Annotated in this window: 19 protein-coding genes; 7 read left to right on the top strand and 12 right to left on the bottom strand. The window is 59.3% G+C overall.

What is annotated here, in order from left to right; genetic code table 11:
• Positions 1 to 14: 14 nt before the first annotated feature.
• The gene (gene rep, locus AC1D19_RS09345) at positions 15 to 2,024 is read right to left on the bottom strand and encodes a DNA helicase Rep (protein WP_477763029.1); all 2,010 of its coding nucleotides are present in this window, start codon (positions 2,022 to 2,024) and stop codon (positions 15 to 17) included.
• Positions 2,025 to 2,288: 264 nt separating this feature from the next.
• Here rep and AC1D19_RS09340 point away from each other — a divergent pair, with 264 nt between their 5' ends.
• Entirely contained in the window at positions 2,289 to 3,962 is a 1,674-nt protein-coding gene (locus AC1D19_RS09340) for a putative bifunctional diguanylate cyclase/phosphodiesterase (protein ID WP_477759734.1), read from the top strand.
• 113 nt (positions 3,963 to 4,075) lie between these two features.
• On the opposite strand, the gene AC1D19_RS09335 is transcribed toward AC1D19_RS09340, so the two are convergent.
• Entirely contained in the window at positions 4,076 to 5,473 is a 1,398-nt protein-coding gene (locus AC1D19_RS09335) for a NorM family multidrug efflux MATE transporter (RefSeq protein ID WP_477763028.1), read from the bottom strand.
• Between the two features lie 157 nt (positions 5,474 to 5,630).
• On the opposite strand from AC1D19_RS09335, the gene AC1D19_RS09330 reads away from it, so the two are divergent.
• Positions 5,631 to 6,551, top strand: coding sequence for a LysR substrate-binding domain-containing protein (locus AC1D19_RS09330; protein WP_477752281.1), 921 nt, complete (start codon positions 5,631 to 5,633; stop codon positions 6,549 to 6,551).
• Positions 6,552 to 6,701: 150 nt separating this feature from the next.
• Positions 6,702 to 7,916 carry an aldose 1-epimerase family protein gene (locus AC1D19_RS09325; RefSeq protein ID WP_477752282.1) on the top strand — a complete coding sequence of 405 codons (1,215 nt, stop codon included), beginning with the start codon at positions 6,702 to 6,704 and terminating at the stop codon, positions 7,914 to 7,916.
• Positions 7,917 to 7,922: 6 nt separating this feature from the next.
• On the opposite strand, the gene AC1D19_RS09320 is transcribed toward AC1D19_RS09325, so the two are convergent.
• The 4 genes from AC1D19_RS09320 to AC1D19_RS09305 form a co-directional block, all read right to left on the bottom strand.
• A complete protein-coding gene (locus AC1D19_RS09320) occupies positions 7,923 to 9,416 on the bottom strand; it encodes a YifB family Mg chelatase-like AAA ATPase (protein ID WP_477763027.1) in 1,494 nt (497 codons plus the stop codon).
• Positions 9,417 to 9,688: 272 nt separating this feature from the next.
• A complete protein-coding gene (locus tag AC1D19_RS09315; protein WP_477763026.1) occupies positions 9,689 to 10,489 on the bottom strand; it encodes a hypothetical protein in 801 nt (266 codons plus the stop codon).
• A 102-nt stretch (positions 10,490 to 10,591) separates the two neighbouring features.
• Positions 10,592 to 11,038, bottom strand: coding sequence for a hypothetical protein (locus AC1D19_RS09310; protein ID WP_477763025.1), 447 nt, complete (start codon positions 11,036 to 11,038; stop codon positions 10,592 to 10,594).
• A 436-nt stretch (positions 11,039 to 11,474) separates the two neighbouring features.
• On the bottom strand, positions 11,475 to 11,735 hold the full coding sequence (locus AC1D19_RS09305; protein ID WP_046038993.1) for an accessory factor UbiK family protein: 261 nt from the start codon (positions 11,733 to 11,735) through the stop codon (positions 11,475 to 11,477).
• Positions 11,736 to 12,155: 420 nt separating this feature from the next.
• Here AC1D19_RS09305 and glnK point away from each other — a divergent pair, with 420 nt between their 5' ends.
• From glnK to sutA, 4 genes are all read left to right on the top strand, one after another.
• Positions 12,156 to 12,494: a P-II family nitrogen regulator gene (gene glnK / locus AC1D19_RS09300; protein ID WP_002555808.1), complete on the top strand. Its 339-nt coding sequence runs from the start codon at positions 12,156 to 12,158 to the stop codon at positions 12,492 to 12,494.
• A gap of 35 nt (positions 12,495 to 12,529) precedes the next feature.
• Entirely contained in the window at positions 12,530 to 13,867 is a 1,338-nt protein-coding gene (locus tag AC1D19_RS09295; protein WP_477759735.1) for an ammonium transporter, read from the top strand.
• Positions 13,868 to 14,081: 214 nt separating this feature from the next.
• Positions 14,082 to 14,507: a secondary thiamine-phosphate synthase enzyme YjbQ gene (locus tag AC1D19_RS09290; RefSeq protein ID WP_477763024.1), complete on the top strand. Its 426-nt coding sequence runs from the start codon at positions 14,082 to 14,084 to the stop codon at positions 14,505 to 14,507.
• 101 nt (positions 14,508 to 14,608) lie between these two features.
• Positions 14,609 to 14,929: a transcriptional regulator SutA gene (gene sutA, locus AC1D19_RS09285; protein ID WP_108217207.1), complete on the top strand. Its 321-nt coding sequence runs from the start codon at positions 14,609 to 14,611 to the stop codon at positions 14,927 to 14,929.
• A gap of 197 nt (positions 14,930 to 15,126) precedes the next feature.
• Here sutA and AC1D19_RS09280 read toward each other — a convergent pair whose 3' ends face one another.
• From AC1D19_RS09280 to lptM, 6 genes are read right to left on the bottom strand one after another with little or no spacing between them, the layout of a single operon-like run.
• A complete protein-coding gene (locus tag AC1D19_RS09280) occupies positions 15,127 to 15,834 on the bottom strand; it encodes an HAD family hydrolase (protein WP_477763023.1) in 708 nt (235 codons plus the stop codon).
• A complete protein-coding gene (xerC, locus tag AC1D19_RS09275) occupies positions 15,831 to 16,730 on the bottom strand; it encodes a tyrosine recombinase XerC (protein ID WP_477763022.1) in 900 nt (299 codons plus the stop codon). Before xerC ends, AC1D19_RS09280 begins: the two co-directional genes overlap by 4 nt.
• Before the next feature lie 2 nt (positions 16,731 to 16,732).
• Positions 16,733 to 17,458: a DUF484 family protein gene (locus tag AC1D19_RS09270; RefSeq protein WP_477752292.1), complete on the bottom strand. Its 726-nt coding sequence runs from the start codon at positions 17,456 to 17,458 to the stop codon at positions 16,733 to 16,735.
• 13 nt (positions 17,459 to 17,471) lie between these two features.
• Entirely contained in the window at positions 17,472 to 18,302 is an 831-nt protein-coding gene (gene dapF / locus AC1D19_RS09265; protein ID WP_150671962.1) for a diaminopimelate epimerase, read from the bottom strand.
• A gap of 4 nt (positions 18,303 to 18,306) precedes the next feature.
• Positions 18,307 to 19,554: a diaminopimelate decarboxylase gene (lysA, locus tag AC1D19_RS09260; protein ID WP_477763021.1), complete on the bottom strand. Its 1,248-nt coding sequence runs from the start codon at positions 19,552 to 19,554 to the stop codon at positions 18,307 to 18,309.
• 9 nt (positions 19,555 to 19,563) lie between these two features.
• Entirely contained in the window at positions 19,564 to 19,740 is a 177-nt protein-coding gene (lptM, locus tag AC1D19_RS09255; protein ID WP_477752294.1) for an LPS translocon maturation chaperone LptM, read from the bottom strand.
• Positions 19,741 to 19,863: the final 123 nt, after the last annotated feature.

Genomic DNA, 19,863 nt, shown 5'->3' with positions numbered 1-19,863 from the left:
AAAAGTGGTCAATTCTAGCGCTTTAACATCGCGCGTATATCCGCCAATGCGTTGTTGCCTCGCACGGCTTTGACTTCGGTCGGTGTGTCGTCGTTACCTTCCCAGGCCAGATCGTCCGGCGGCAGCTCATCGAGGAAACGGCTCGGCGCGCAATCGATGATCTCGCCGTACTGCTTGCGCTTGGCGGCGAAGGTGAAGGCCAGGGTCTGGCGCGCGCGGGTAATGCCCACGTAGGCCAGGCGACGTTCTTCTTCGATGGTGTCGGCTTCGATGCTGGAGCGGTGCGGGAGGATTTCCTCTTCCATGCCCATGATGAACACGTAGGGGAATTCCAGGCCCTTGGAGGCATGCAAGGTCATCATCTGCACGCCTTCGGCGCCGTCTTCCTCTTCCTGTTGACGTTCCAGCATGTCGCGCAGGACGAGTTTGCCGATGGCGTCTTCGACGGTCATCTCGCCTTCTTCGTCTTTTTCCAGGGTGTTCTTCAGCGCCTCGATCAGGAACCAGACGTTACCCATGCGGTAGTCGGCGGCCTTGTCGCTGGAGCTGTTGGTGCGCAGCCAGTTCTCGTAGTCGATGTCCATGACCATGCTGCGCAGGGCCGAGATCGGGTCTTCGCCAGCGCACTGCTCGCGCACCCTGTCCATGAAGCGCTTGAAGCGCGACAGGCGATCGGTGAAGCGGCTGTCCAGATGCTCGCCCAAACCCATCTCGTCGGTGGCGGCGTACATCGAGATCTTGCGCTCGGTCGCATAGTTGCCCAGCTTCTCCAGCGTGGTCGAGCCGATCTCGCGGCGCGGGACGTTGATCACCCGCAGGAAGGCGTTATCGTCATCCGGGTTCACGATCAGGCGGAAGTAGGCCATCAGGTCCTTCACTTCCTGACGTCCGAAAAAGCTGTTGCCGCCAGACAGGCGATACGGCACCTGGTGATGCTGCAACTTCAGCTCGATCAGCTTGGCCTGGTAGTTGCCGCGATAGAGGATCGCGAAATCACTGTACGGGCGGTCGGTGCGCAAGTGCAGGCTGAGGATTTCCATGGCCACGCGCTCGGCCTCGGCGTCCTCGTTGCGGCAGCGGATCACGCGGATCTCGTCGCCGTGGCCCATTTCACTCCACAGCTGCTTTTCGAATTCGTGGGGGTTGTTCGAGATCAGCACGTTGGCGCAACGCAGGATGCGGCTGGTGGAGCGGTAATTCTGCTCCAGCATCACCACTTTCAAGGACGGGTAGTCTTCCTTGAGCAGCATCAGGTTTTCCGGGCGGGCACCACGCCAGGCATAGATCGACTGGTCGTCGTCACCTACCACGGTGAACTGGTTGCGTTTGCCGATGAGCATTTTTACCAGCAGGTACTGGCTGGCGTTGGTGTCCTGGTATTCATCGACCAGCAGGTAGCGCACCTTGTTCTGCCACTTTTCCAGGATGTCGGCGTGCTCTTCGAACAGCTTCACCGGCAGCAGGATCAGGTCGTCGAAGTCCACCGCGTTGAACGCCTTGAGCGTGCGCTGATAGTGGGTGTAGACGATGGCGGCAGTCTGTTCCTTGGGGTTGCGCGCGTTTTCCAGGGCCCGGGCCGGCAGGATCAGGTCGTTTTTCCAGGCGCCAATCATGTTCTTGATCTCGTCGACGCCGTCGTCGCCCGAGTATTCCTTCTGCATGATGTCGGTCATCAGGGCTTTGACGTCAGTCTCGTCGAAGATCGAGAAGCCCGGTTTGTAGCCCAGCCGCACGTGTTCCTTGCGGATGATGTTCAGGCCCAGGTTGTGGAACGTGCAGACCGTCAGCCCACGACCTTCACCGGCACGCAGCAGAGTGCCAACCCGTTCCTTCATCTCGCGGGCGGCCTTGTTGGTAAAGGTCATGGCGACGATGTACTGGGCGCGAATGCCGCAGTTCTGGATCAGGTGCGCGATTTTGCGCGTGATCACGCTGGTCTTGCCGGAGCCGGCGCCGGCGAGCACCAAAAGAGGGCCGCCGACGTAGCTCACGGCTTCTTGCTGCCGGGGATTGAGTCGGGACATAGGTAAATTCAGGAGTCAGTCACAAAATGGGCCGGCATTTTAACAGGCTCAGCGAATTGTGCTGCTCTGTCCGACTTGTGACGTACCACGCTATCTGTAATTGCCGGTTTTGTTACTTTCACGCAGGATGCGCAATGAATTTGCGGCTAATGTTCGTAATTCCAGATGCAAAGGGCTCGATTTGATAACTGATGTCATTGTCATTAGTCATCGGAACGGCATAATGCCCGTCGCCTACATCTTTGCAGAGTCTAGGGAGCTAGCTTGTCTACGCCTGTCGAACCCTTGCGTTTGCTGCTACTGGCCGAAGAGCCAGCGTGGGCAGCGTTGTTGCGCGAGTGTCTGGTTCCTATGGGGAGCTCGGCCGTTCTCATCAGCGCGCCGAGTTGGGAGTCGGTCAGCAGCCTGTTCGATGACAACCGCAGCGCGGTGTTATTGACCATCCCGCAACTTCAACCGGCGCCGGGCCGTTGCGGCCTGCCGACGGTGTTGCTGCTCGACCATGAGCCGCTGACCCCGCCCGACGGTGTGAGTGACTGGCTGGTGCGCGATCTGCTCGATACCGGCATGTTGCGCCGCTGCCTGCGTCATGTGCGCGAGCGTGGCGTCCTGGAAAACACTCTGCAACGCCTGGCCGAGCAAGATCCGCTCACTGGCATCGCCAATCGCCAGGGCTTCCAGACCCTGCTGACCGCGCGGCTGGCGGAAAACGACGGGCGCGGCCTGGCCCTCGGTCATCTCGACCTCGACAACTTTCGTTATGCCAACGATGCCCTTGGCCATCAGGCCGGTGACCGTTTGATCCTGCAAGTGGTGGCGCGGCTCAAGAGCCAGCTCGAGACCGGCGATCAACTGGCACGCCTGGGCAGCGATGAATTCGCTTTGCTGATCGACACCCGTCGCGCTCCCCAGCGTGCCGAGTGGATGGCCGAACGCATCAGCGAAGCATTGGCCGAGCCTTATTGGGTCGACGGCGAAAGCCTGCTGATCGGTTCCAGCCTGGGCATCGCCTACGCCCGGGCCCAGACCGATGCGGATCCGCTGATGTGGCATGCACATATCGCCATGCAGCAGGCCAAAAGCACCCAGGGCTGCACCTTTCACATTTTCAACGAACGCATCAACCGCAATGCCCGCAGCATCGCCGACCTCGAAACCGAGCTGCGCCGGGCGCTGCGCCGCGATGAGCTGGAGCTGCACTACCAGCCACGGCTGAACCTCGCAGACGGGCAAATCGTCGGCCTCGAAGCCCTGGTGCGCTGGCGCCATGCCGAGCGCGGCTTGTTGCCGCCGAGTGAGTTCGTGCCGCTGGCTGAGCAAAGCGGTCTGATCGTGCCGCTGGGCTACTGGGTGATTTCCCGGGCCTTGCGCGACATGCAGGCGCTGCTTGAGCTGGGTTTGCCGCCATTGCACATGGCAATCAACCTGTCGTTCCGGCAATTCCAGGACAGTCAGTTGCTTTCGACCTTGAGTCGCCTGATTGCCGAGCGTGGCGTCGAGGCGCAGTGGCTGGAATTCGAGCTGACCGAAACCGCCGTGATGCGCCGCAGCGATCTGGTCAAGCAGACCATGGACGCTCTCGGGCGTCTCGGTGTGCGCTTCTCCCTCGACGACTTCGGCACCGGTTTCTCGTCCTTCGTGCACCTCAACAGTCTGCCGATCACCTTGCTGAAGATCGACAAGAGCTTTGTCGGCGGCATGGAACAGCGTGAGGAAAACCGCAAGCTGGTCCACGCGATGATCAACCTGGCGCACAACCTCAACCTTGAGGTGGTCGCAGAAGGTGTGGAAACGCCGGAGCAACTGGATCTGCTGCGCGGATTTGAATGCGATCAGGTGCAGGGATATTTGATCAGCAAGCCTTTGCCGTTGGCTGAGCTGGTGGAGTATCTGATGTTTGGCAGCAATCAGCAGTCGATGCTGGAAATCGTGAATTAAAAACCCCACGACCCCCTGTAGGAGTGAGCCTGCTCGCGATGAGGCCAGGTCAGTCAACATTCATGTCGGCTGATAGTTCGCTATCGCGAGCAGGCTCACTCCTACAAGGGATATCAGTCTGTCTGAGCGACCTCGAAGCGCTGCTCTGACGTCGTGTCCCGCTTGATCATCCGTTTCATCTTCCATTCAAATCCCAACGTCAGGCTCACCGCCGCGCACGCCAGCCCCAGCGCCAGGCCCCACCAGACACCCGTTGGCCCCCACTGCAAATGGAACGCCATCCACCACGCCGCCGGTGCGCCGATCAGCCAATAGCAACCCAGGCCGACGAGGAAAGTGGTCTTGGCATCCTTGAGTCCGCGAATGCAGCCCATGGCAATGGTTTGCACGCCGTCGAACAGCTCGAACCAGGCCGCCACCGCCAACAGGCTCACGGCAAGGTTGATGACATCGCGAAACGCCGGGTCATTGTGGTCGAGAAACAAACTGACCAACTGGTTTGGCAGCAACCAGAAGACCATGGCGAAACACAGCATCGCCGCCGCCCCGAATGCAATACCGACCCGCCCGGCCAGCCGTGCATCCAACAGTTGCCCGGCACCGTAGTGCTGACCGATACGCATGGTGATCGCGTAGGAAATACCCGCCGGGACCATGAATGCCACCGAGACGATTTGCAGGGCGATCTGGTGCGCGCCCAGTTGTGTGCTGCCCATGGTGCCCATGCACAGCGCAGCGAAGGCAAACAGCCCGACCTCCACGGCATAGGTACCGCCAATCGGCAGGCCCAGACGCCACAGCTCCTTCAGGTACTGGCGGTTCAGCCGAGACAGGCCCTGACGCAGCGGATAGGCCTCATAAGCCGGATGCCGCCGAATGTGCCACGCCAGTGCGAGTGCCATCAGGTTGGCGACAATCGCCGTGACCAGCCCGATGCCCATCAATCCCGGTTTCGGCAGGCCGAACATCCCGGTAATCAGCGCATAGTTGAGCAGGAAATTGGCCACGGTTCCGCCCAGGCTGATGACCATCACCGGTGTCGCACGGCCAATGGCACTGGTGAACCCGCGCAGGGCCATGAAGCTCAGGTAGCCGGGCAGGGCGAACGGCAGGAAGATCAAAAACTGCCCGGCCATCTGGACGTTGCTTTCGGTCTGGCCGAATAACAACAGTACCGGTTTGAGGTTCCACAGCAGCAAACCGGCGGCCAGCGCCATCAGCCATGCCAGCCACAACCCGGCCTGGGTCAGCCGGGTAGCCCCGACAATATCGCCGGCACCCTGACGGATCGCCACCAGTGTGCCGACCGCCGCGATCACGCCGATGCAGAAAATCGACACGAACGAATAGGTCGCTGCACCGAGCCCGCCACCGGCCAGTGCTTCGGGACTCAGGCGCGCCATCATCAGGGTGTCGGTGAGGACCATCAGCATGTGCGCCAACTGCGAGGCAATCAGCGGCCCCGCCAGCCGCAGGATGGCCCGGAGTTCAGTACGTGCTGGATGCTGCATGATCATCACGCTCGATTGTCAGAGAAAACAGGAAGCGTCGATTCTCGGCGCTCTGCGGGGTTTGCACAAAGGGATAAAAAGGATGGGTGGCATGATTAAAACTCATGTGAGAGAGTTTCCGATAAGTTGAAGCAATCGTGCTGTAGGAGCTTTCCTGATGTCCCGTCGTCTTCCTCCCTTGTATGCCCTTCGAGCATTCGAAGCGGCGGCGCGGCATAGCTCGTTTACTCGCGCCGCCGAAGAACTGTCGATTACCCAGAGTGCGGTCAGCCGACATATTCGTACGCTCGAAGAGCATTTTGCCTGCCGCTTGTTTCACCGCAGTGGCCGCAACCTGCAACTGACCGAGTCGGCCCGTTTGCTGTTGCCGGGCATCCGCGAAGGCTTCACCGCCCTGGAGCGCGCCTGCAATACCTTGCGCGCCGAGGACGATATCCTGCGCATGAAAGCCCCGTCGACCTTGACCATGCGTTGGCTGTTGGCGCGGCTCAGTCGTTTCCGGCACCTGCGACCGGGGAACGAAGTGCAATTGACCAGCGCCTGGATGGACATCGATACGGTGGACTTCAACCACGAACCCTTTGACTGCGCTGTCATCCTCAGCAACGGGCATTTTCCCCCGGACTGGGAGGCGACTTTCCTGTTCCCCGAAGAGCTGATTCCGGTGGGCGCGCCGAATCTTCTGAAGGATCAACCGTGGGACGTTACGCGTCTGGCCAGTACCGAGCTGCTGCATCCGACACCGGACCGCCGTGACTGGCGCAACTGGCTGGAGCGCATGGGCCTGACCGATCGAATCTCGCTCAAGGGCGGGCAAGTGTTCGATACGCTGGAGCTGGGCATGATCGCTGCCGCTCGAGGTTACGGCGTGTCCATGGGCGATTTGCTGATGGTGGCGGAGGATGTTGCGCAGGGACGTCTGAGTTTGCCGTGGCCGACCGCCGTCGCCAGTGGTGAGAATTATTACCTGGTCTGGCCGAAAACCCGGCCCGGTGGCGAGCGTTTGCGTCGCCTCAGCGATTTCCTGCAAGGCGAGGTCCGGGCCATGGAGTTACCGGATGTCGAACGCCTGGACTGAATCGATGGCATCGACTCAATTTCCGTTTGTCGCACATCTGCGGATCAAGTGTCTTTCTTGGCATTTGCCACCGATGTCTCCACTTTTATGCTTGCTGAAACGTTTCTTCAGGTCTATAAAAATGGCACAACTCCAAGAAAGGCTATTGCCATGACCCCACTCAAACTCTTCGTTGCCCTCAGCGCACTGTCCGCTGCCTCCCAAGCCCTAGCCTGGGATTACGTCCTGCTCGACACCGACAAAGCCGCCCAGAACTGGCAAATCACCAGCCAGCAACTCGGCGTAAAAACCGACAAACCTTTCAGCGTGACCCTGCGCACCTTGCACGGCGGTCGGCAGGAAGGCGTCAGCATCGTCGACATCGATAACGGCACGATGAAACTTTCGGTAGTTCCAACTCGCGGCATGAACGTCCTGCAGGCCTCGGTCGGTAACGTGCGCATGGGTTGGGATTCGCCAGTCAAGGAAGTGGTCAATCCGTCCTTCATCGAACTCAACGGCCGTGGTGGCCTGGGCTGGCTGGAAGGCTTCAATGAATTGGTCACCCGCTGCGGCTACGAATGGGTCGGCCACCCCGGCATCGACAACGGCGAACTGCTGACCCTGCACGGTCGCGCTGCCAATATCCCGGCCAACAAAGTCACTCTGCACATCGATGAAAAACCGCCGTACGCCATCAGCCTGCGCGGCGAGCTGAAAGAACAGGCTTTCAAGAAAGTCGACTTCTCGGTCGCGACCGAACTGGTCACCGAGCCCGGCAGCGTAGCGTTCGCCCTCAACGACACCCTGACCAACAACGGCGACTATCCGAAGGAATACCAGGCGCTGTATCACAGCAACTTCAGCACCCCATTCCTGGAGCAGGGCGCCCGCTTTGCCGCGCCGGTGAAACAGGTGTCGCCGTTCAACGATAAAGCCAAAAGCGATTTGCCGGACTGGCAAACCTATCGTGCACCGACCAAGGACTACGACGAAACGGTTTACAACGTAGTGCCGTACGCCGATGCCAAGGGCGATACATTGACCGTCCTGCATAACAAGGCCGGCAGCCTGGGCGTCTCGGTCGGTTTCAACACTCAAACACTGCCCGTGTTCTCCCTGTGGAAAAACACCGATACCCAAGGGCAGGGCTATGTCACGGGGCTGGAGCCAGGCACAAGTTTTTCCTACAACCGCCGGTATCAGCGGCCACTGAACCTGGTGCCAATGATTGGGCCGAAGGAGCAGAAGCAGTTCCGCATCAGCTACGGCTTGCTGGCGGATAAGACCGCTGTGGATAAGGCGCTGAAGCAGGTGAGCGAGATTCAGGGTGGGCGGGAGACTGAGGTGCGGCAGACGCCGTTGGTTGATCTCAGCAAGGGGTGATGCTGACTAGAGTGTTGTTGGCCTATATTGCAGCGCTTCGGCCAAGTGCTCGCGTCTGATCTCATCGACTTGTTCAAGGTCCGCCAGAGTGCGCGCTACTTTGAGCAGTCGATGGGCCGCTCGCAGTGACAAGGTCAGTCGTTCACACGCCGTCTCCAGCCAGGTTTCGTCTGTTGTGGATAACTTGCAGTGTCTACGCAGGCCCGGTAAGTCGAGAAAGGCATTGGCACAGCCTTGGCGCTTTTGTTGCCGTTCTCGTGCATCGGCAACCAATTCGGCGGCAGTGGCAGTGTCGTCGCCGGGTTTTAACGCAGGATTCAATGCCGTGGCTTCGCGAGCAACCGTCAGGTGCAGGTCGATACGATCCAGCAGTGGCCCCGACAGTTTGTTGCGATAGCGCTGAACCATGTCCGGCGTACAGGAACAACGGCCACTGGGTTCGCCAAGATATCCACAGGGGCAGGGATTCATCGCAGCGACCAGTTGAAAGCGAGCCGGGAAGCGTACGCGGTCCTTGGCGCGGGAAATCACGATGTGGCCGGATTCCAGCGGTTCTCTCAGTACCTCCAGTACCTTGCGATCAAATTCCGGGAGTTCATCAAGGAACAGCACACCGTGGTGGGCGAGGGTGATTTCGCCGGGTTGCGGTTTCGAGCCGCCACCGACCAGTGCAGGACCTGATGCAGAGTGATGTGGCTGGCGAAACGGTCGCTGCGGCCAGTGGCTCAGCGGCACACAGCTGGCGACTGACTGAATCGCCGCGACCTCCAGTGCTTCGTTTTCGGCCAAGGGTGGCAACAGCCCTGGTAATCGGCTCGCCAGAAGTGTCTTGCCCGTACCTGGTGGCCCGCTGAACAGCAGGTTGTGTGCACCCGCTGCTGCAATCAGCAGCGCGCGTTTGGCTGCCATTTGCCCCTGAACTTCGTTCAAGTCGGGATAGGGTTTACTGGCGTAGAGCAAACCATTGGAAACGTAAGGCTCGATGGGCGTGTGCCCATTGAAATGTGCCACTGCCTGCAGCAGATGGTCCACTGCAATGACCTTCAACCCCGACGCCAGGCAAGCCTCCTCGGCATTCGCCTGCGGCACCATCAACCAGCGCCCGGCCTTGCGCGCCGCCAATGCCGCCGGCAGCACCCCACGGACGGGCCGCACTGCACCGGAAAGCGCCAGCTCCCCCAGGCACTCCACGTCATCCAGTGTCAGCGTCGGCACCTGCACGCTGGCCGAGAGAATCCCCAAGGCAATCGCCAGATCGAACCGCCCGCCATCCTTGGGCAAATCCGCGGGCGCCAGATTCAACGTGATCCGTCGCGCCGGAAATTGCAGCCCCGAATTGATGATCGCGCTGCGCACCCGATCCTTGCTTTCCTTCACCGCCGCCTCGGGCAGGCCGACCATGGTCAGCGACGGCAAACCATTGGCCAGATGGACTTCAACAGTAACGGCTGGCGCCTCCACGCCGACCTGGGCGCGGCTGTGGACGATGGAGAGGGACATGGTCGTTCCTTGAGCTAAACGGGGGCCGCTTCCTGCGGGTTTTTGAAGGGTAGTCGTGGAGTCTTGCCGGAGAGGACGGAAACTTTCGCAGAATGTTGCTGAGGTCACGATCTGTAACATCAGCCAAACGCTGCGTTCGGCTGCGGTGGCAAATCCACCTCCTGAGCAATCGCACTACTCAACGCTGTTTGCGAGTTGCATAAGGAGTGTCTGCAAAACATATCGCAGGTATTTGATTTCTCGAATTTATTCTGCGTGCAAAATCAAATAATTTATGTTGAAGCAGCTTCTTTGGAAGAGGTTGTGTCGTCAAACAAACTACTGTCACCGTCCAGGATTTTGCTGGCGAAGCGCTCGGTATCCATCTTTTTTTTGCCTTCTGCGATATTCGTAAAATAGTTGAAGTCTAAATCTATCCAGTCCTTGAGTTTGGTTTCGTAGTTGTTTGGATACTGTGCTTGCTCCACGGGAGGCAGGCCCTTGTAATGGTCAAGGACATTTTGGAAGAAGTTGGTAAGCTTTCCAGTGCTGTTATATTCAAATTCTGCTTGGGCCACCACTTTCTGTCGCCATGCAAATTCTTGTTTGGCCGATTCTTCCAATGCTGCCCGTCTTTCATTGACGGTAAAGGTGCTGCTGCCATCGTAGGTTATTAAGGCCAGTTGATCCATGGGCATCCCCGAAAACGGATTTTTGCCGAGCCAGTTTGTATACTGTGTCGCACTTTTGGCGCGCGCTAGTAATGTGGAATTATCTGTGTCGGGAGCTTCAGAGTCGTATTTTAATTTATTGGCAGTATAATTAGCACTCTCCAATTCGTTGAATGTGTTTTTAGCTATCGAACTCAGTTCCATTTTAGTCAGGCGTACATCCCGGGCCTGCGCACGTACTGAGGCTTCGCTCAATTGGCTCGCTAGCGTGGAAACGGTACTGCTATCTCGTGCGTTGCCATACGGGCCCTGGGGGCTACTTTGGTTGACACCTGGGTTTTTGCTGGGAGTCGCTGTCAGTTTTTTAGTTCCAGCCAGCGTTTGGCCGCTGTTAACTGCAGAATTGTTTAGTGAATTAAACATTTTTTGCAACTCCCATGTTTGATGACTAAAATATAATCTATCGCCTGATAATATTGATACTTATGCAAGATTTTGCAAACCACTTAAGGCCCGCAACATGCTTCATTTCATGGTGATTACTACTGACCAGGCATAGGAGGACGGATTTGTTCTAGTTACCTTGATGTTGCAGGTGGCGCCGCCGCTAGGCGTTGCCGTATTATTCAATTTTGGGATTTTGGTCGCGCCTGGGCCAACAGTCTCCACAAATGTAGTTAGATAAATACATTTCTTTCTACCCATTTGATATCGCAAATTAGCATAGTTGTGGCCAGGAAACATCCGGCTTTGTATGGTGTACGTATCCGAGCCATTTGCAATTACGGACTCTTGTGGAGTAGGTGATGCGTTTACTTTTGTTATAACCTCATTGTTGGTTGTGGGGGTGTACGTAGCGGTCTGTGTTCCAAGGTTCTTGAATGTGACTGTCACAGGCGGCCCGGCGACAGCTGAACTTATGTGAAATGCAGTCAGCGCGAAAGCCGCAATTAAAGACTTATACAGTTTCATGGGTGTTGCTCCTTGTGGTGTTGGTAACAGCATTCCATTTAGAAGATTTTGTTCATCGCAAACTATTATCCAAGCCATGTAGCATGGGCTTGAACTTTCTCGAGCGGGTGCAGCTCCCGCATTCGAATGAAGGAAACTGCCTCTGATTTTCGTCAAACGAATCGGGTGGCAGTGATGCGCGGGTTGGCGAACCGGTGCCTCCGGAAAAAACCGGCAGACCCGAAGGTCTTCAGCTGAGAGTGAGCTTAGGAACCGGAGCTTTGCGACGCAATCGGACGGCGAATGAGATCTTTGTAGGAAGTTGCCGGGATTCTTGCGGGCTTGAAGATCACAGACTGCGGCAATTCCTACAGGTGATTCTGAAGGTCGTTCCGACCTTATCGCGAGCAAGCTCGCGCCCAAATTGGATCGGGTTTGATGGTGGGAGCTGGGGGGGTTACTCGGTCGGCGGATTCAGCTTCGCTTCCAGCTCCGCCACCTTCGCCTCAAGGCTCTCCAGCCGCGCCCGAGTGCGCGCCAGTACAACCATCTGGCTATCGAATTCTTCCCGACTCACCAGATCCAGTTTGCTGAAGCCACTTTGCAGCAACATTTTGAACTGGCTTTCGATTTCTGCTTTCGGCAGAGGCGTGTCGCCGCTGAAGAGGCGGGAGGCGGTACCGGTGAGGGCGTCGAGGAAGTCTTTGGGCGCGAGCATGGGCAATGTCCTGGAAACAATGGCGGGCAGTGTATCACGCAGTGTCTATAGTTCTTTGCGCAGGCGAAGGGCGCACACTTTTCGCGCATGGGGACGGACGGCGTCGCACCGTTATTGTGCGTAACCCGGCGAGTGTTGTTGCGATATGGCGGACATCTGCCGGCAAAAGATTGAAAACTATGAGTTTTGTGGAGATGGCAAGGTTTCTGCTTAGATGCTGGTGACCCATGCACTGATGCAGTCGCTGTGACGAATGCAGTGCGCCAAGCGAAACACGGGGGAGTGCTTCGTGAGGAGCGGTTAGCTGGCGTCGAACGGGCAGGTAAGGCCGACGATGCGTTACAAAGCCAGGCACTGCGCTTAGACTTGAGACGGGTTTGTTTTCCTGGGGCAAGTTCACCAATTCGGGAGAGAGTTTTCATGAAGCTAGTCACTGCCATCATCAAGCCGTTCAAGCTGGACGACGTACGCGAGTCGCTGTCCGAGATCGGCGTGCAGGGCATTACCGTCACTGAAGTCAAAGGCTTTGGTCGGCAGAAGGGTCACACCGAGCTGTATCGCGGCGCGGAATACGTGGTCGATTTCCTGCCCAAGGTGAAGATCGACGTCGCCATCGACGACAAGGATCTGGACCGGGTAATCGAGGCCATCACCAAGGCTGCCAACACCGGCAAGATCGGTGACGGCAAGATCTTCGTGGTCAATCTGGAACAGGCGATTCGCATCCGTACCGGCGAAACCGATACCGACGCTATCTAAGCCGCCACAAACCCAACGCCCCAGGAGAAAACAATATGACTCTGCGTAAATTCGCAGGGCTAGGAGCCCTGTTGTCCATCGTAATGCCCAGCCTTGCCTTGGCGGCAGACGAAGTGGCGGCACCCGTCCTCAACTCCGGCGATACCGCCTGGATGATGACCTCTACAGCCTTGGTGCTGTTCATGACCATTCCCGGCCTTGCGCTGTTCTACGGCGGTATGGTCCGGTCGAAAAACATTCTTTCCGTGATGATGCAGTGCTTCGCCATTACTGGTCTGATCAGCGTCCTGTGGGTCATTTATGGCTACAGCATCGCGTTCGACACCACGGGCATGGAGCAGGGCGTCATCAACTTCAACTCGTTCTTCGGCGGCATGGGCAAGGCATTCCTCGCCGGCATCACGCCTGCCAGCCTGACCGGTCCTGCGGCGCTGTTCCCCGAGGCGGTGTTCGTCACCTTCCAGATGACCTTCGCGATCATCACCCCGGCGTTGATCGTCGGCGCCTTCGCCGAGCGGATGAAGTTCTCCGCGATGCTGGTTTTCATGGGCGTGTGGTTCACCCTGGTTTACGCGCCGATTGCGCACATGGTCTGGTCCGGTAACGGCGGCCTGTTGTGGGACTGGGGTGTTCTGGACTTCGCCGGTGGCACGGTGGTGCACATCAACGCCGGTGTGGCCGGTCTGGTTGCCTGCCTGGTGCTGGGCAAGCGTAAGGGCTTCCCGACCACGCCGATGGCGCCGCACAACCTCGGTTACACCTTGATGGGCGCGGCCATGCTGTGGGTCGGCTGGTTCGGTTTCAACGCCGGTTCCGCCGCTGCGGCCAACGGCACCGCCGGTATGGCGATGCTGGTGACGCAAATCGCTACCGCCGCTGCGGCGCTGGGCTGGATGTTTGCCGAGTGGATCACCCATGGCAAACCTAGCGCACTGGGTATCGCTTCGGGCGTGGTTGCCGGTCTGGTGGCAATCACCCCGGCTGCCGGCACCGTTGGCCCGATGGGCGCGCTGGTCATCGGTCTGGCGGCTGGCGTGGTGTGCTTCTTCTGCGCCACCACCCTGAAGCGCAAGCTTGGCTATGACGACTCCCTGGACGCCTTCGGCGTGCACGGTATCGGCGGTATCCTCGGCGCAATCCTGACCGGTGTGTTCGCAGCGCCGTCCCTGGGTGGCTTCGGCACCGTCACCGACATCGCCGCACAAGTGTGGATTCAGTGCAAAGGCGTGGGCTTCACGGTGATCTACACCGCGATCGCCACATTCATCATCCTCAAGGTGCTGGATGCGGTCATGGGCCTGCGCATTAACGAAGAAGAAGAAGCGGTCGGCATCGATCTGGCGCTTCACAACGAACGCGGCTACAACTTGTAAGCACGCGCATAAAAAACTTGCCCGGCTTGCCGGGCATTTTTTTGTCTGAAATTTGTCGTTGGAGGAACAGCTGAATGGTTTTTTCCTACAGGTTTTGCGATGTTTGCGCCGGGTGTTTTTGTGCGGTCGAAGGCTTACAGGATTGAAGGAATATTAGGGCCTTTGTTTTTTCCCAGAGCGCGCTAGAATGCGCCCCGAACGTGCGGAGAACTGTATGTGGCAACAGACTCTGATTACCTTGCGGGCGAGGCCTCGGGGCTTTCATCTGGTAACGGACGAGTTACTCGCCGGCCTGCCTGAACTCAAGGCGTGTCGGGTCGGTCTGTTGCATTTGTGGCTGCAGCATACCTCGGCGTCGTTGACCATCAACGAGAACGCCGATCCGGCGGTACGTCGCGACTTCGAACGATTTTTCAATCGTCTGATCCCACAAGGAACAGACGGCTATGAGCATAACGACGAAGGCCTGGACGACCTCCCGGCGCACTTCAAGGCCAGCGTGCTTGGCTGTCAGCTCAGTTTGCCGATTTCGGCAGGCCGGCTGGCGTTGGGGACCTGGCAAGGCGTTTACCTGGGCGAGCAGCGTGATCATGGCGGTGCCCGCAAAGTCCTCGCCACCGTGCACGGTGAAGAGGCATAACCGCTGGTCAGCAGCGGCTGTTGATTTTTTTCCGGCAGCCTTCGACAGAGGGCAAAGCTGGGCTATAACTAATCTGCTTTTCGCAAGTCATGAGGTAGAACATGAGCGACGATGATCTGGAAAACGACGACCTCGAAGTAGGCGACGACGAAACCGAAGAAGGTCTGGAAGCAGCGGCGGAAGACGTCGCTGAAGACGACGGCGGTGATGCGCCGGTTCCGACCGCCAAAGGCAAGGCCAAGGCAGCGGTATCGGTCGATGAGCTGCCGAGTGTCGAAGCCAAGAACAAGGAACGCGATGCTCTCGCGCGGGCCATGGAGGAGTTTTTGGCCAAGGGTGGCAAGGTGCAGGAAGTGGAGGCCAATGTGGTCGCCGATCCGCCCAAGAAGCCGGACAACAAGTACGGCAGCCGGCCTATCTGAGCCTGCTACCCGCTTGCTGAAAAAGCCCGCCGTCGCTGCGGGCTTTTTCGTGCCTGAAACAATGTACAAGGGCGATGCGCAATCCATTGTAGGAGCCGGCTTGCCGGCGAAGGGTCCTTTGGACTTGTGCAGCTTTTGAGGGCGCTTTCGCTGGCAAGCCAGCTCCTACAGGGTGTTGTGGTGGTACAGGTTTTGGGTCAAAGCCTGTCGGTATTCCACCGCGCCAGCAACGCCGGCAGCTCGGTCAGGCTGCGAATCTCCGCATCCGGCAGTCGTTCTGCTTCCCAGACCTTGCCTGCCGGGTTGAACCAGATTGCCCGCAACCCGGCCTGTTGCGCCCCGGCAATGTCATCACCCGGATGATCGCCGATGTGCACCGCCGTTTGAGCGGTCGCACCACCCCGTTGCAACGCCTCATGAAACAGTCGCGCATCGGGTTTGGCGATGCCGATGTCTTCGGCACACAACGCAAACTTGAAGTAGTCCGCCAGCCCCAGCCGACGCACATCGGCGTTGCCATTGGTGACCACGCCGAGGGCGTAATGGTTGGCGAGGATTTCCAGGGTCGGTTCGACCTCCGGAAACACATCGATCTGATGGCGAGCGTGCAGAAACACTTCAAAACTCTTGTCCGCCAGATCCGACGCCTCGTGATGTCCGTAACCGGACTCTTCCAGCGCATGGAACAGCACTCGCCGACGCAGGGCGCTGATGCGGTGCTTGAGGCTTGGCTCGTTGCTCAATACACGCTCGCGAATAGCCCACAGGTGCTCCACCGGCACTGCCCCAAGGTTGGGCGCGTGCTCGGTCAGCCATTCACGCAAAACGGCTTCGGCGCTGACGATCACGGGGGCGGTGTCCCACAGGGTGTCGTCGAGGTCGAAGGTGATCAACTGAATACTCATGAATCGTCGCCTTTCATGCGTTTGGCCCGTGGGTGGGCGCTGTCGTAGACCGCTGCCAGATGCTGGAAGTCCAGGTGGGTGTAGATCTGCGTGGTCTTGATGTCCGAGTGGCCGAGCAGTTCCTGCACCGCGCGCAGGTCCTGGGAGGACTCCAGCAAATGGCTGGCGAAGGAGTGCCGCAGCATGTGCGGGTGCAGGTTCTGCCCCAGTTCGCGCTCACCCGCAGCCTTGACCCGCACCTGGATCGCCCGCGGGCCGAGACGCCGGCCTTGCTGGCTGACAAACACCGCATCGTCTGCCGGGTTGGCCATGGCCCGCAGAGGCAGCCACTGTTCCAGCGCCTCGCGGGCCTTTTTGCCTACCGGCAGCAGGCGAGTCTTGCTGCCTTTGCCAAGCACCTGGACCATGCCGTCGGCCAGGTCGAGCTGATCGAGATTGAGCCCCGTCAACTCCGACAGCCGCAGGCCGGAGGAATAGAACAGCTCGAGAATCGCCTGGTCCCGACGCGCCAGAAAGTCATCTTCAATCCCGCCTTCAAGCAGTTGCAGAGCGCGGTCGGTGTCGAGAGTTTTCGGCAGGCGGCGTTCGCCTTTCGGCGGCGCAAGACCATTGGCCGGATCGTGGTCGCACAGACCTTCGCGGTTCAAGTAGTGATAGAGCCCGCGAACGGCCGACAGCAATCGCGCCAGGCTGCGGGACGATTGGCCCTGGGCGTGCAAACGGGCAATCAGGCTGCGCAGGCGCTGGATGTCCAGCGCCGCCCAACTGCCGATGCTCTGTTTGACGCACCAGCCCAGCACTTTATCGAGGTCGCGGCGGTAGGCCGACAGCGTGTGCGGCGACACTTGCCGCTCACTGCGCAGGTGTTCGCAGTAAGCGTCCAGTTGCCGTTCCATGTTCAGCGTACCGAGCGCAGGGAGTTGTTGACCCGTGGCAGCACGCGACCCATGACTTCAGCGATGTAGCTCAGGAACAGGGTGCCCACCGAGCTTTTGTAGTGCTGCGGATCACGGCTGGCGATGGCCAGGATGCCGTGGATGCCTTGGTGGCTGATGACAACGACCGCGGTGGAGCCAATCTGCTTGCGCTGTTCTTCACCGAACAGGAAGTCCAGTTCGTGCTCGCGCAGGCTGCCGCTGACGCTTTTGTCTTCCGAGAGCAAGCCGCCGATGGCCACTTGTGCTTCGGCGTGAGTGGCCCAGCGGCCGACCGGCATGGCGTTGTCGCCGAGCAGGATGAGGCTGACGAAGGGCACCTGGAACTCTTGGCGCAGACTGTCTTCGACGCACATCACCACGTCTTCCAGGCTGGCGGCATCCATCAACGCCAGGATCAGGCGACGGGTCTTGTCGAACAGCCGGTCGTTGTCCCGGGCCACGTCCATCAAATGCGAAAGGCGATGACGCAGTTCAATGTTGCGGTCGCGCAGGATCGTCATCTGTCGTTCCACCAGCGACACGGTATCGCCGCGTCGATGGGGAATACGCAGGGACGGGAGCAGTTCTTCGTGCTCGACGAAGAAGTCCGGATGAGCCTCCAGGTAGGCGGCAACAGCCGCCGCCTCCAGGCTTTCGGACGGTGATTCGTCAGCTTGTCGTGCGGGTACCTGAGGCTTGTCGGTCATGGATTTCGCTCACTCAAAGACGCACTTGTCCTTCATATACGCGCACTGCCGGGCCGGTCATCATCACCGGTTGGCCAGGGCCTGCCCATTCGATGGACAGACGCCCGCCTGGCAGGTCGATCAATAGCGGCGAATCCATCCACCCCTGGCTGATCGCGGCCACTGCGGCGGCACAGGCGCCGGTTCCGCAGGCCTGGGTTTCCCCGGCTCCACGCTCCCAGACGCGCAACTGCGCGCGGCTCCGGTCGATGACCTGGAGAAAACCGACATTGACCCGTGCCGGGAAGCGCGGGTGATGTTCGATTTTCGGCCCTAGTTCATGCACCGGCGCATTGTTGATATCGCTGACCCGCAGCACGGCATGGGGGTTGCCCATGGACACGGCAGCCAGATCGACCGGGGTGCCGTCGACGTCGACCTGATAACTCTTGGCCTGCTCCGGCGCCTGGAACGGAATATCCGCAGGCACCAGACGCGGGGCGCCCATGTTGACGCCGATCTGGCCGTCGTTTCGCACGTCCAGTTCGATGACGCCGCTTTTGGTCTCGACGCGGATCTGCCGTTTTGCGGTCAGGCGCTTGTCCAGTACGAAGCGGGCGAAGCAGCGCGCACCGTTACCGCACTGTTCCACTTCGGAACCGTCGGAGTTGAAGATCCGATAGCGGAAGTCCACGTCCGGGTTACTCGGCGCCTCGACGATCAGCAACTGGTCGAAACCGATGCCGGTGTGCCGGTCACCCCATTGCTTGGCGTGCTTGGGCAGAATATGTGCGTGCTGGCTGACCAGGTCGAGGACCATGAAGTCATTGCCCAGGCCGTGCATCTTGGTAAAACGCAGCAGCATGTTTTTACTCCGGCAGCAGGCTTTCGCCAGCAAACAACTCGGCTACCGTCTCACGGCGACGCACTTCAAATGCCTGATCACCGTCCACCAACACTTCAGCGGTACGGCCGCGGGTGTTGTAGTTGGAGCTCATGACAAACCCATAGGCACCGGCCGAATGCACGGCCAGCAGGTCGCCTTCTTCCAGTGCAAGTTGACGATCCTTGGCCAGGAAGTCGCCGGTCTCGCAGATCGGGCCGACGATGTCGTAGGCGCGAGCAGCAGAGGTGCGCGGGCGCACGGCAGTGACGTCCATCCAGGCTTGATACAGCGCCGGACGGATCAGGTCGTTCATCGCGGCGTCGACGATGGCGAAGTCTTTGTGCTCGGTGTGCTTGAGGTACTCGACCTGGGTCAGCAATACACCGGCATTGGCCACGATGAAGCGGCCCGGCTCGAACACCAGCGCCAGGTCGCGGCCGTCGAGGCGTTCACGCACGGCTTTGATGTAGTCGGCAGCCAGTGGCGGCTCCTCGTCCTTGTATCGCACGCCCAGGCCACCACCGAGATCGATGTGGCGCAGGTAGATGCCACAATCGCCGAGGCGGTCGACCAGGCCCAGCAGGCGGTCGAGAGCGTCGATGAACGGCGGCAGGGTGGTCAGTTGCGAGCCGATGTGGCAATCGACGCCGACCACTTCCAGGTTCGGCAGCTGCGCGGCACGCACGTACACGTCTTCGGCGTCGGCGATGGCGATGCCGAACTTGTTCTCTTTGAGACCAGTGGAAATGTACGGGTGGGTGCCGGCATCGACATCCGGGTTCACGCGCAGCGAAATCGGCGCGCTAACGCCCAGTTCGGCGGCGACCACTTGCAGGCGTTCCAGCTCGTCGGTGGATTCGACATTGAAGCAGTGCACGCCGACTTCCAGGGCGCGACGCATGTCGTCACGGGTCTTGCCGACGCCGGAAAACACAATCTTGTCGGCGCTGCCGCCAGCGGCCAGTACGCGTTCCAGTTCGCCACGGGAGACGATGTCGAAACCGGCGCCCAAACGCGCCAGGACATTCAGGACACCCAGGTTGGAGTTGGCCTTGACCGCGAAGCACACCAGGTGCGGCGTGCCGGCCAGTGCATCGGCGTAAGCCAGGTATTGGGCTTCGATGTGTGCACGGGAGTAAACGTAAGTCGGTGTGCCAAAGCGCTCGGCGATTGCAGAGAGGGCAACACCTTCCGCGAACAGTTCACCGTCACGGTAGTTAAAAGCGTCCATGAGGTTCCCTTATTGGTAGACGTCGTGCTTGTGTGCTTTGGAGGCAGGCTGCTGCTGTGACGATTTGGCCTGCTCGGCAGGGTCCTGATTTTCGTCAGGCAGGTACAGCGGGCCTTTTTGACCGCAGGCAGACAGCAGGCAGGCAACCGCGAGGAGCGCAGCAAGGGAGGAGATCAGGCGCTTCATGGCGAAATCCTTGAAAATGCATTAATTGCGCCGGAGTATACCGGCCACCCGGCAGCTTGCCTATGCAGCGGACCGCCCGTCTGGCGGGGCTTGGGCAGGTGCAGGTCGGTAACGTGCAATCCG

It is taken from the genome of Pseudomonas sp. P1_C12 (assembly GCF_056406435.1).
This window is presented reverse-complemented; position numbering and strand designations above follow the sequence as displayed.

Coding starts and splice junctions, on each gene's coding strand:
- rep (WP_477763029.1), bottom strand. CDS start 2,024: ATGTCCCGACTCAATCCCCGGCAGCAAGAAGCCGTGAGCTACGTCGGC.
- AC1D19_RS09335 (WP_477763028.1), bottom strand. CDS start 5,473: ATGCAGCATCCAGCACGTACTGAACTCCGGGCCATCCTGCGGCTGGCG.
- AC1D19_RS09330 (WP_477752281.1), top strand. CDS start 5,631: ATGTCCCGTCGTCTTCCTCCCTTGTATGCCCTTCGAGCATTCGAAGCG.
- AC1D19_RS09325 (WP_477752282.1), top strand. CDS start 6,702: ATGACCCCACTCAAACTCTTCGTTGCCCTCAGCGCACTGTCCGCTGCC.
- AC1D19_RS09320 (WP_477763027.1), bottom strand. CDS start 9,416: ATGTCCCTCTCCATCGTCCACAGCCGCGCCCAGGTCGGCGTGGAGGCG.
- AC1D19_RS09315 (WP_477763026.1), bottom strand. CDS start 10,489: ATGTTTAATTCACTAAACAATTCTGCAGTTAACAGCGGCCAAACGCTG.
- AC1D19_RS09310 (WP_477763025.1), bottom strand. CDS start 11,038: ATGAAACTGTATAAGTCTTTAATTGCGGCTTTCGCGCTGACTGCATTT.
- AC1D19_RS09305 (WP_046038993.1), bottom strand. CDS start 11,735: ATGCTCGCGCCCAAAGACTTCCTCGACGCCCTCACCGGTACCGCCTCC.
- glnK (WP_002555808.1), top strand. CDS start 12,156: ATGAAGCTAGTCACTGCCATCATCAAGCCGTTCAAGCTGGACGACGTA.
- AC1D19_RS09295 (WP_477759735.1), top strand. CDS start 12,530: ATGACTCTGCGTAAATTCGCAGGGCTAGGAGCCCTGTTGTCCATCGTA.
- AC1D19_RS09290 (WP_477763024.1), top strand. CDS start 14,082: ATGTGGCAACAGACTCTGATTACCTTGCGGGCGAGGCCTCGGGGCTTT.
- sutA (WP_108217207.1), top strand. CDS start 14,609: ATGAGCGACGATGATCTGGAAAACGACGACCTCGAAGTAGGCGACGAC.
- AC1D19_RS09280 (WP_477763023.1), bottom strand. CDS start 15,834: ATGAGTATTCAGTTGATCACCTTCGACCTCGACGACACCCTGTGGGAC.
- xerC (WP_477763022.1), bottom strand. CDS start 16,730: ATGGAACGGCAACTGGACGCTTACTGCGAACACCTGCGCAGTGAGCGG.
- AC1D19_RS09270 (WP_477752292.1), bottom strand. CDS start 17,458: ATGACCGACAAGCCTCAGGTACCCGCACGACAAGCTGACGAATCACCG.
- dapF (WP_150671962.1), bottom strand. CDS start 18,302: ATGCTGCTGCGTTTTACCAAGATGCACGGCCTGGGCAATGACTTCATG.
- lysA (WP_477763021.1), bottom strand. CDS start 19,554: ATGGACGCTTTTAACTACCGTGACGGTGAACTGTTCGCGGAAGGTGTT.
- lptM (WP_477752294.1), bottom strand. CDS start 19,740: ATGAAGCGCCTGATCTCCTCCCTTGCTGCGCTCCTCGCGGTTGCCTGC.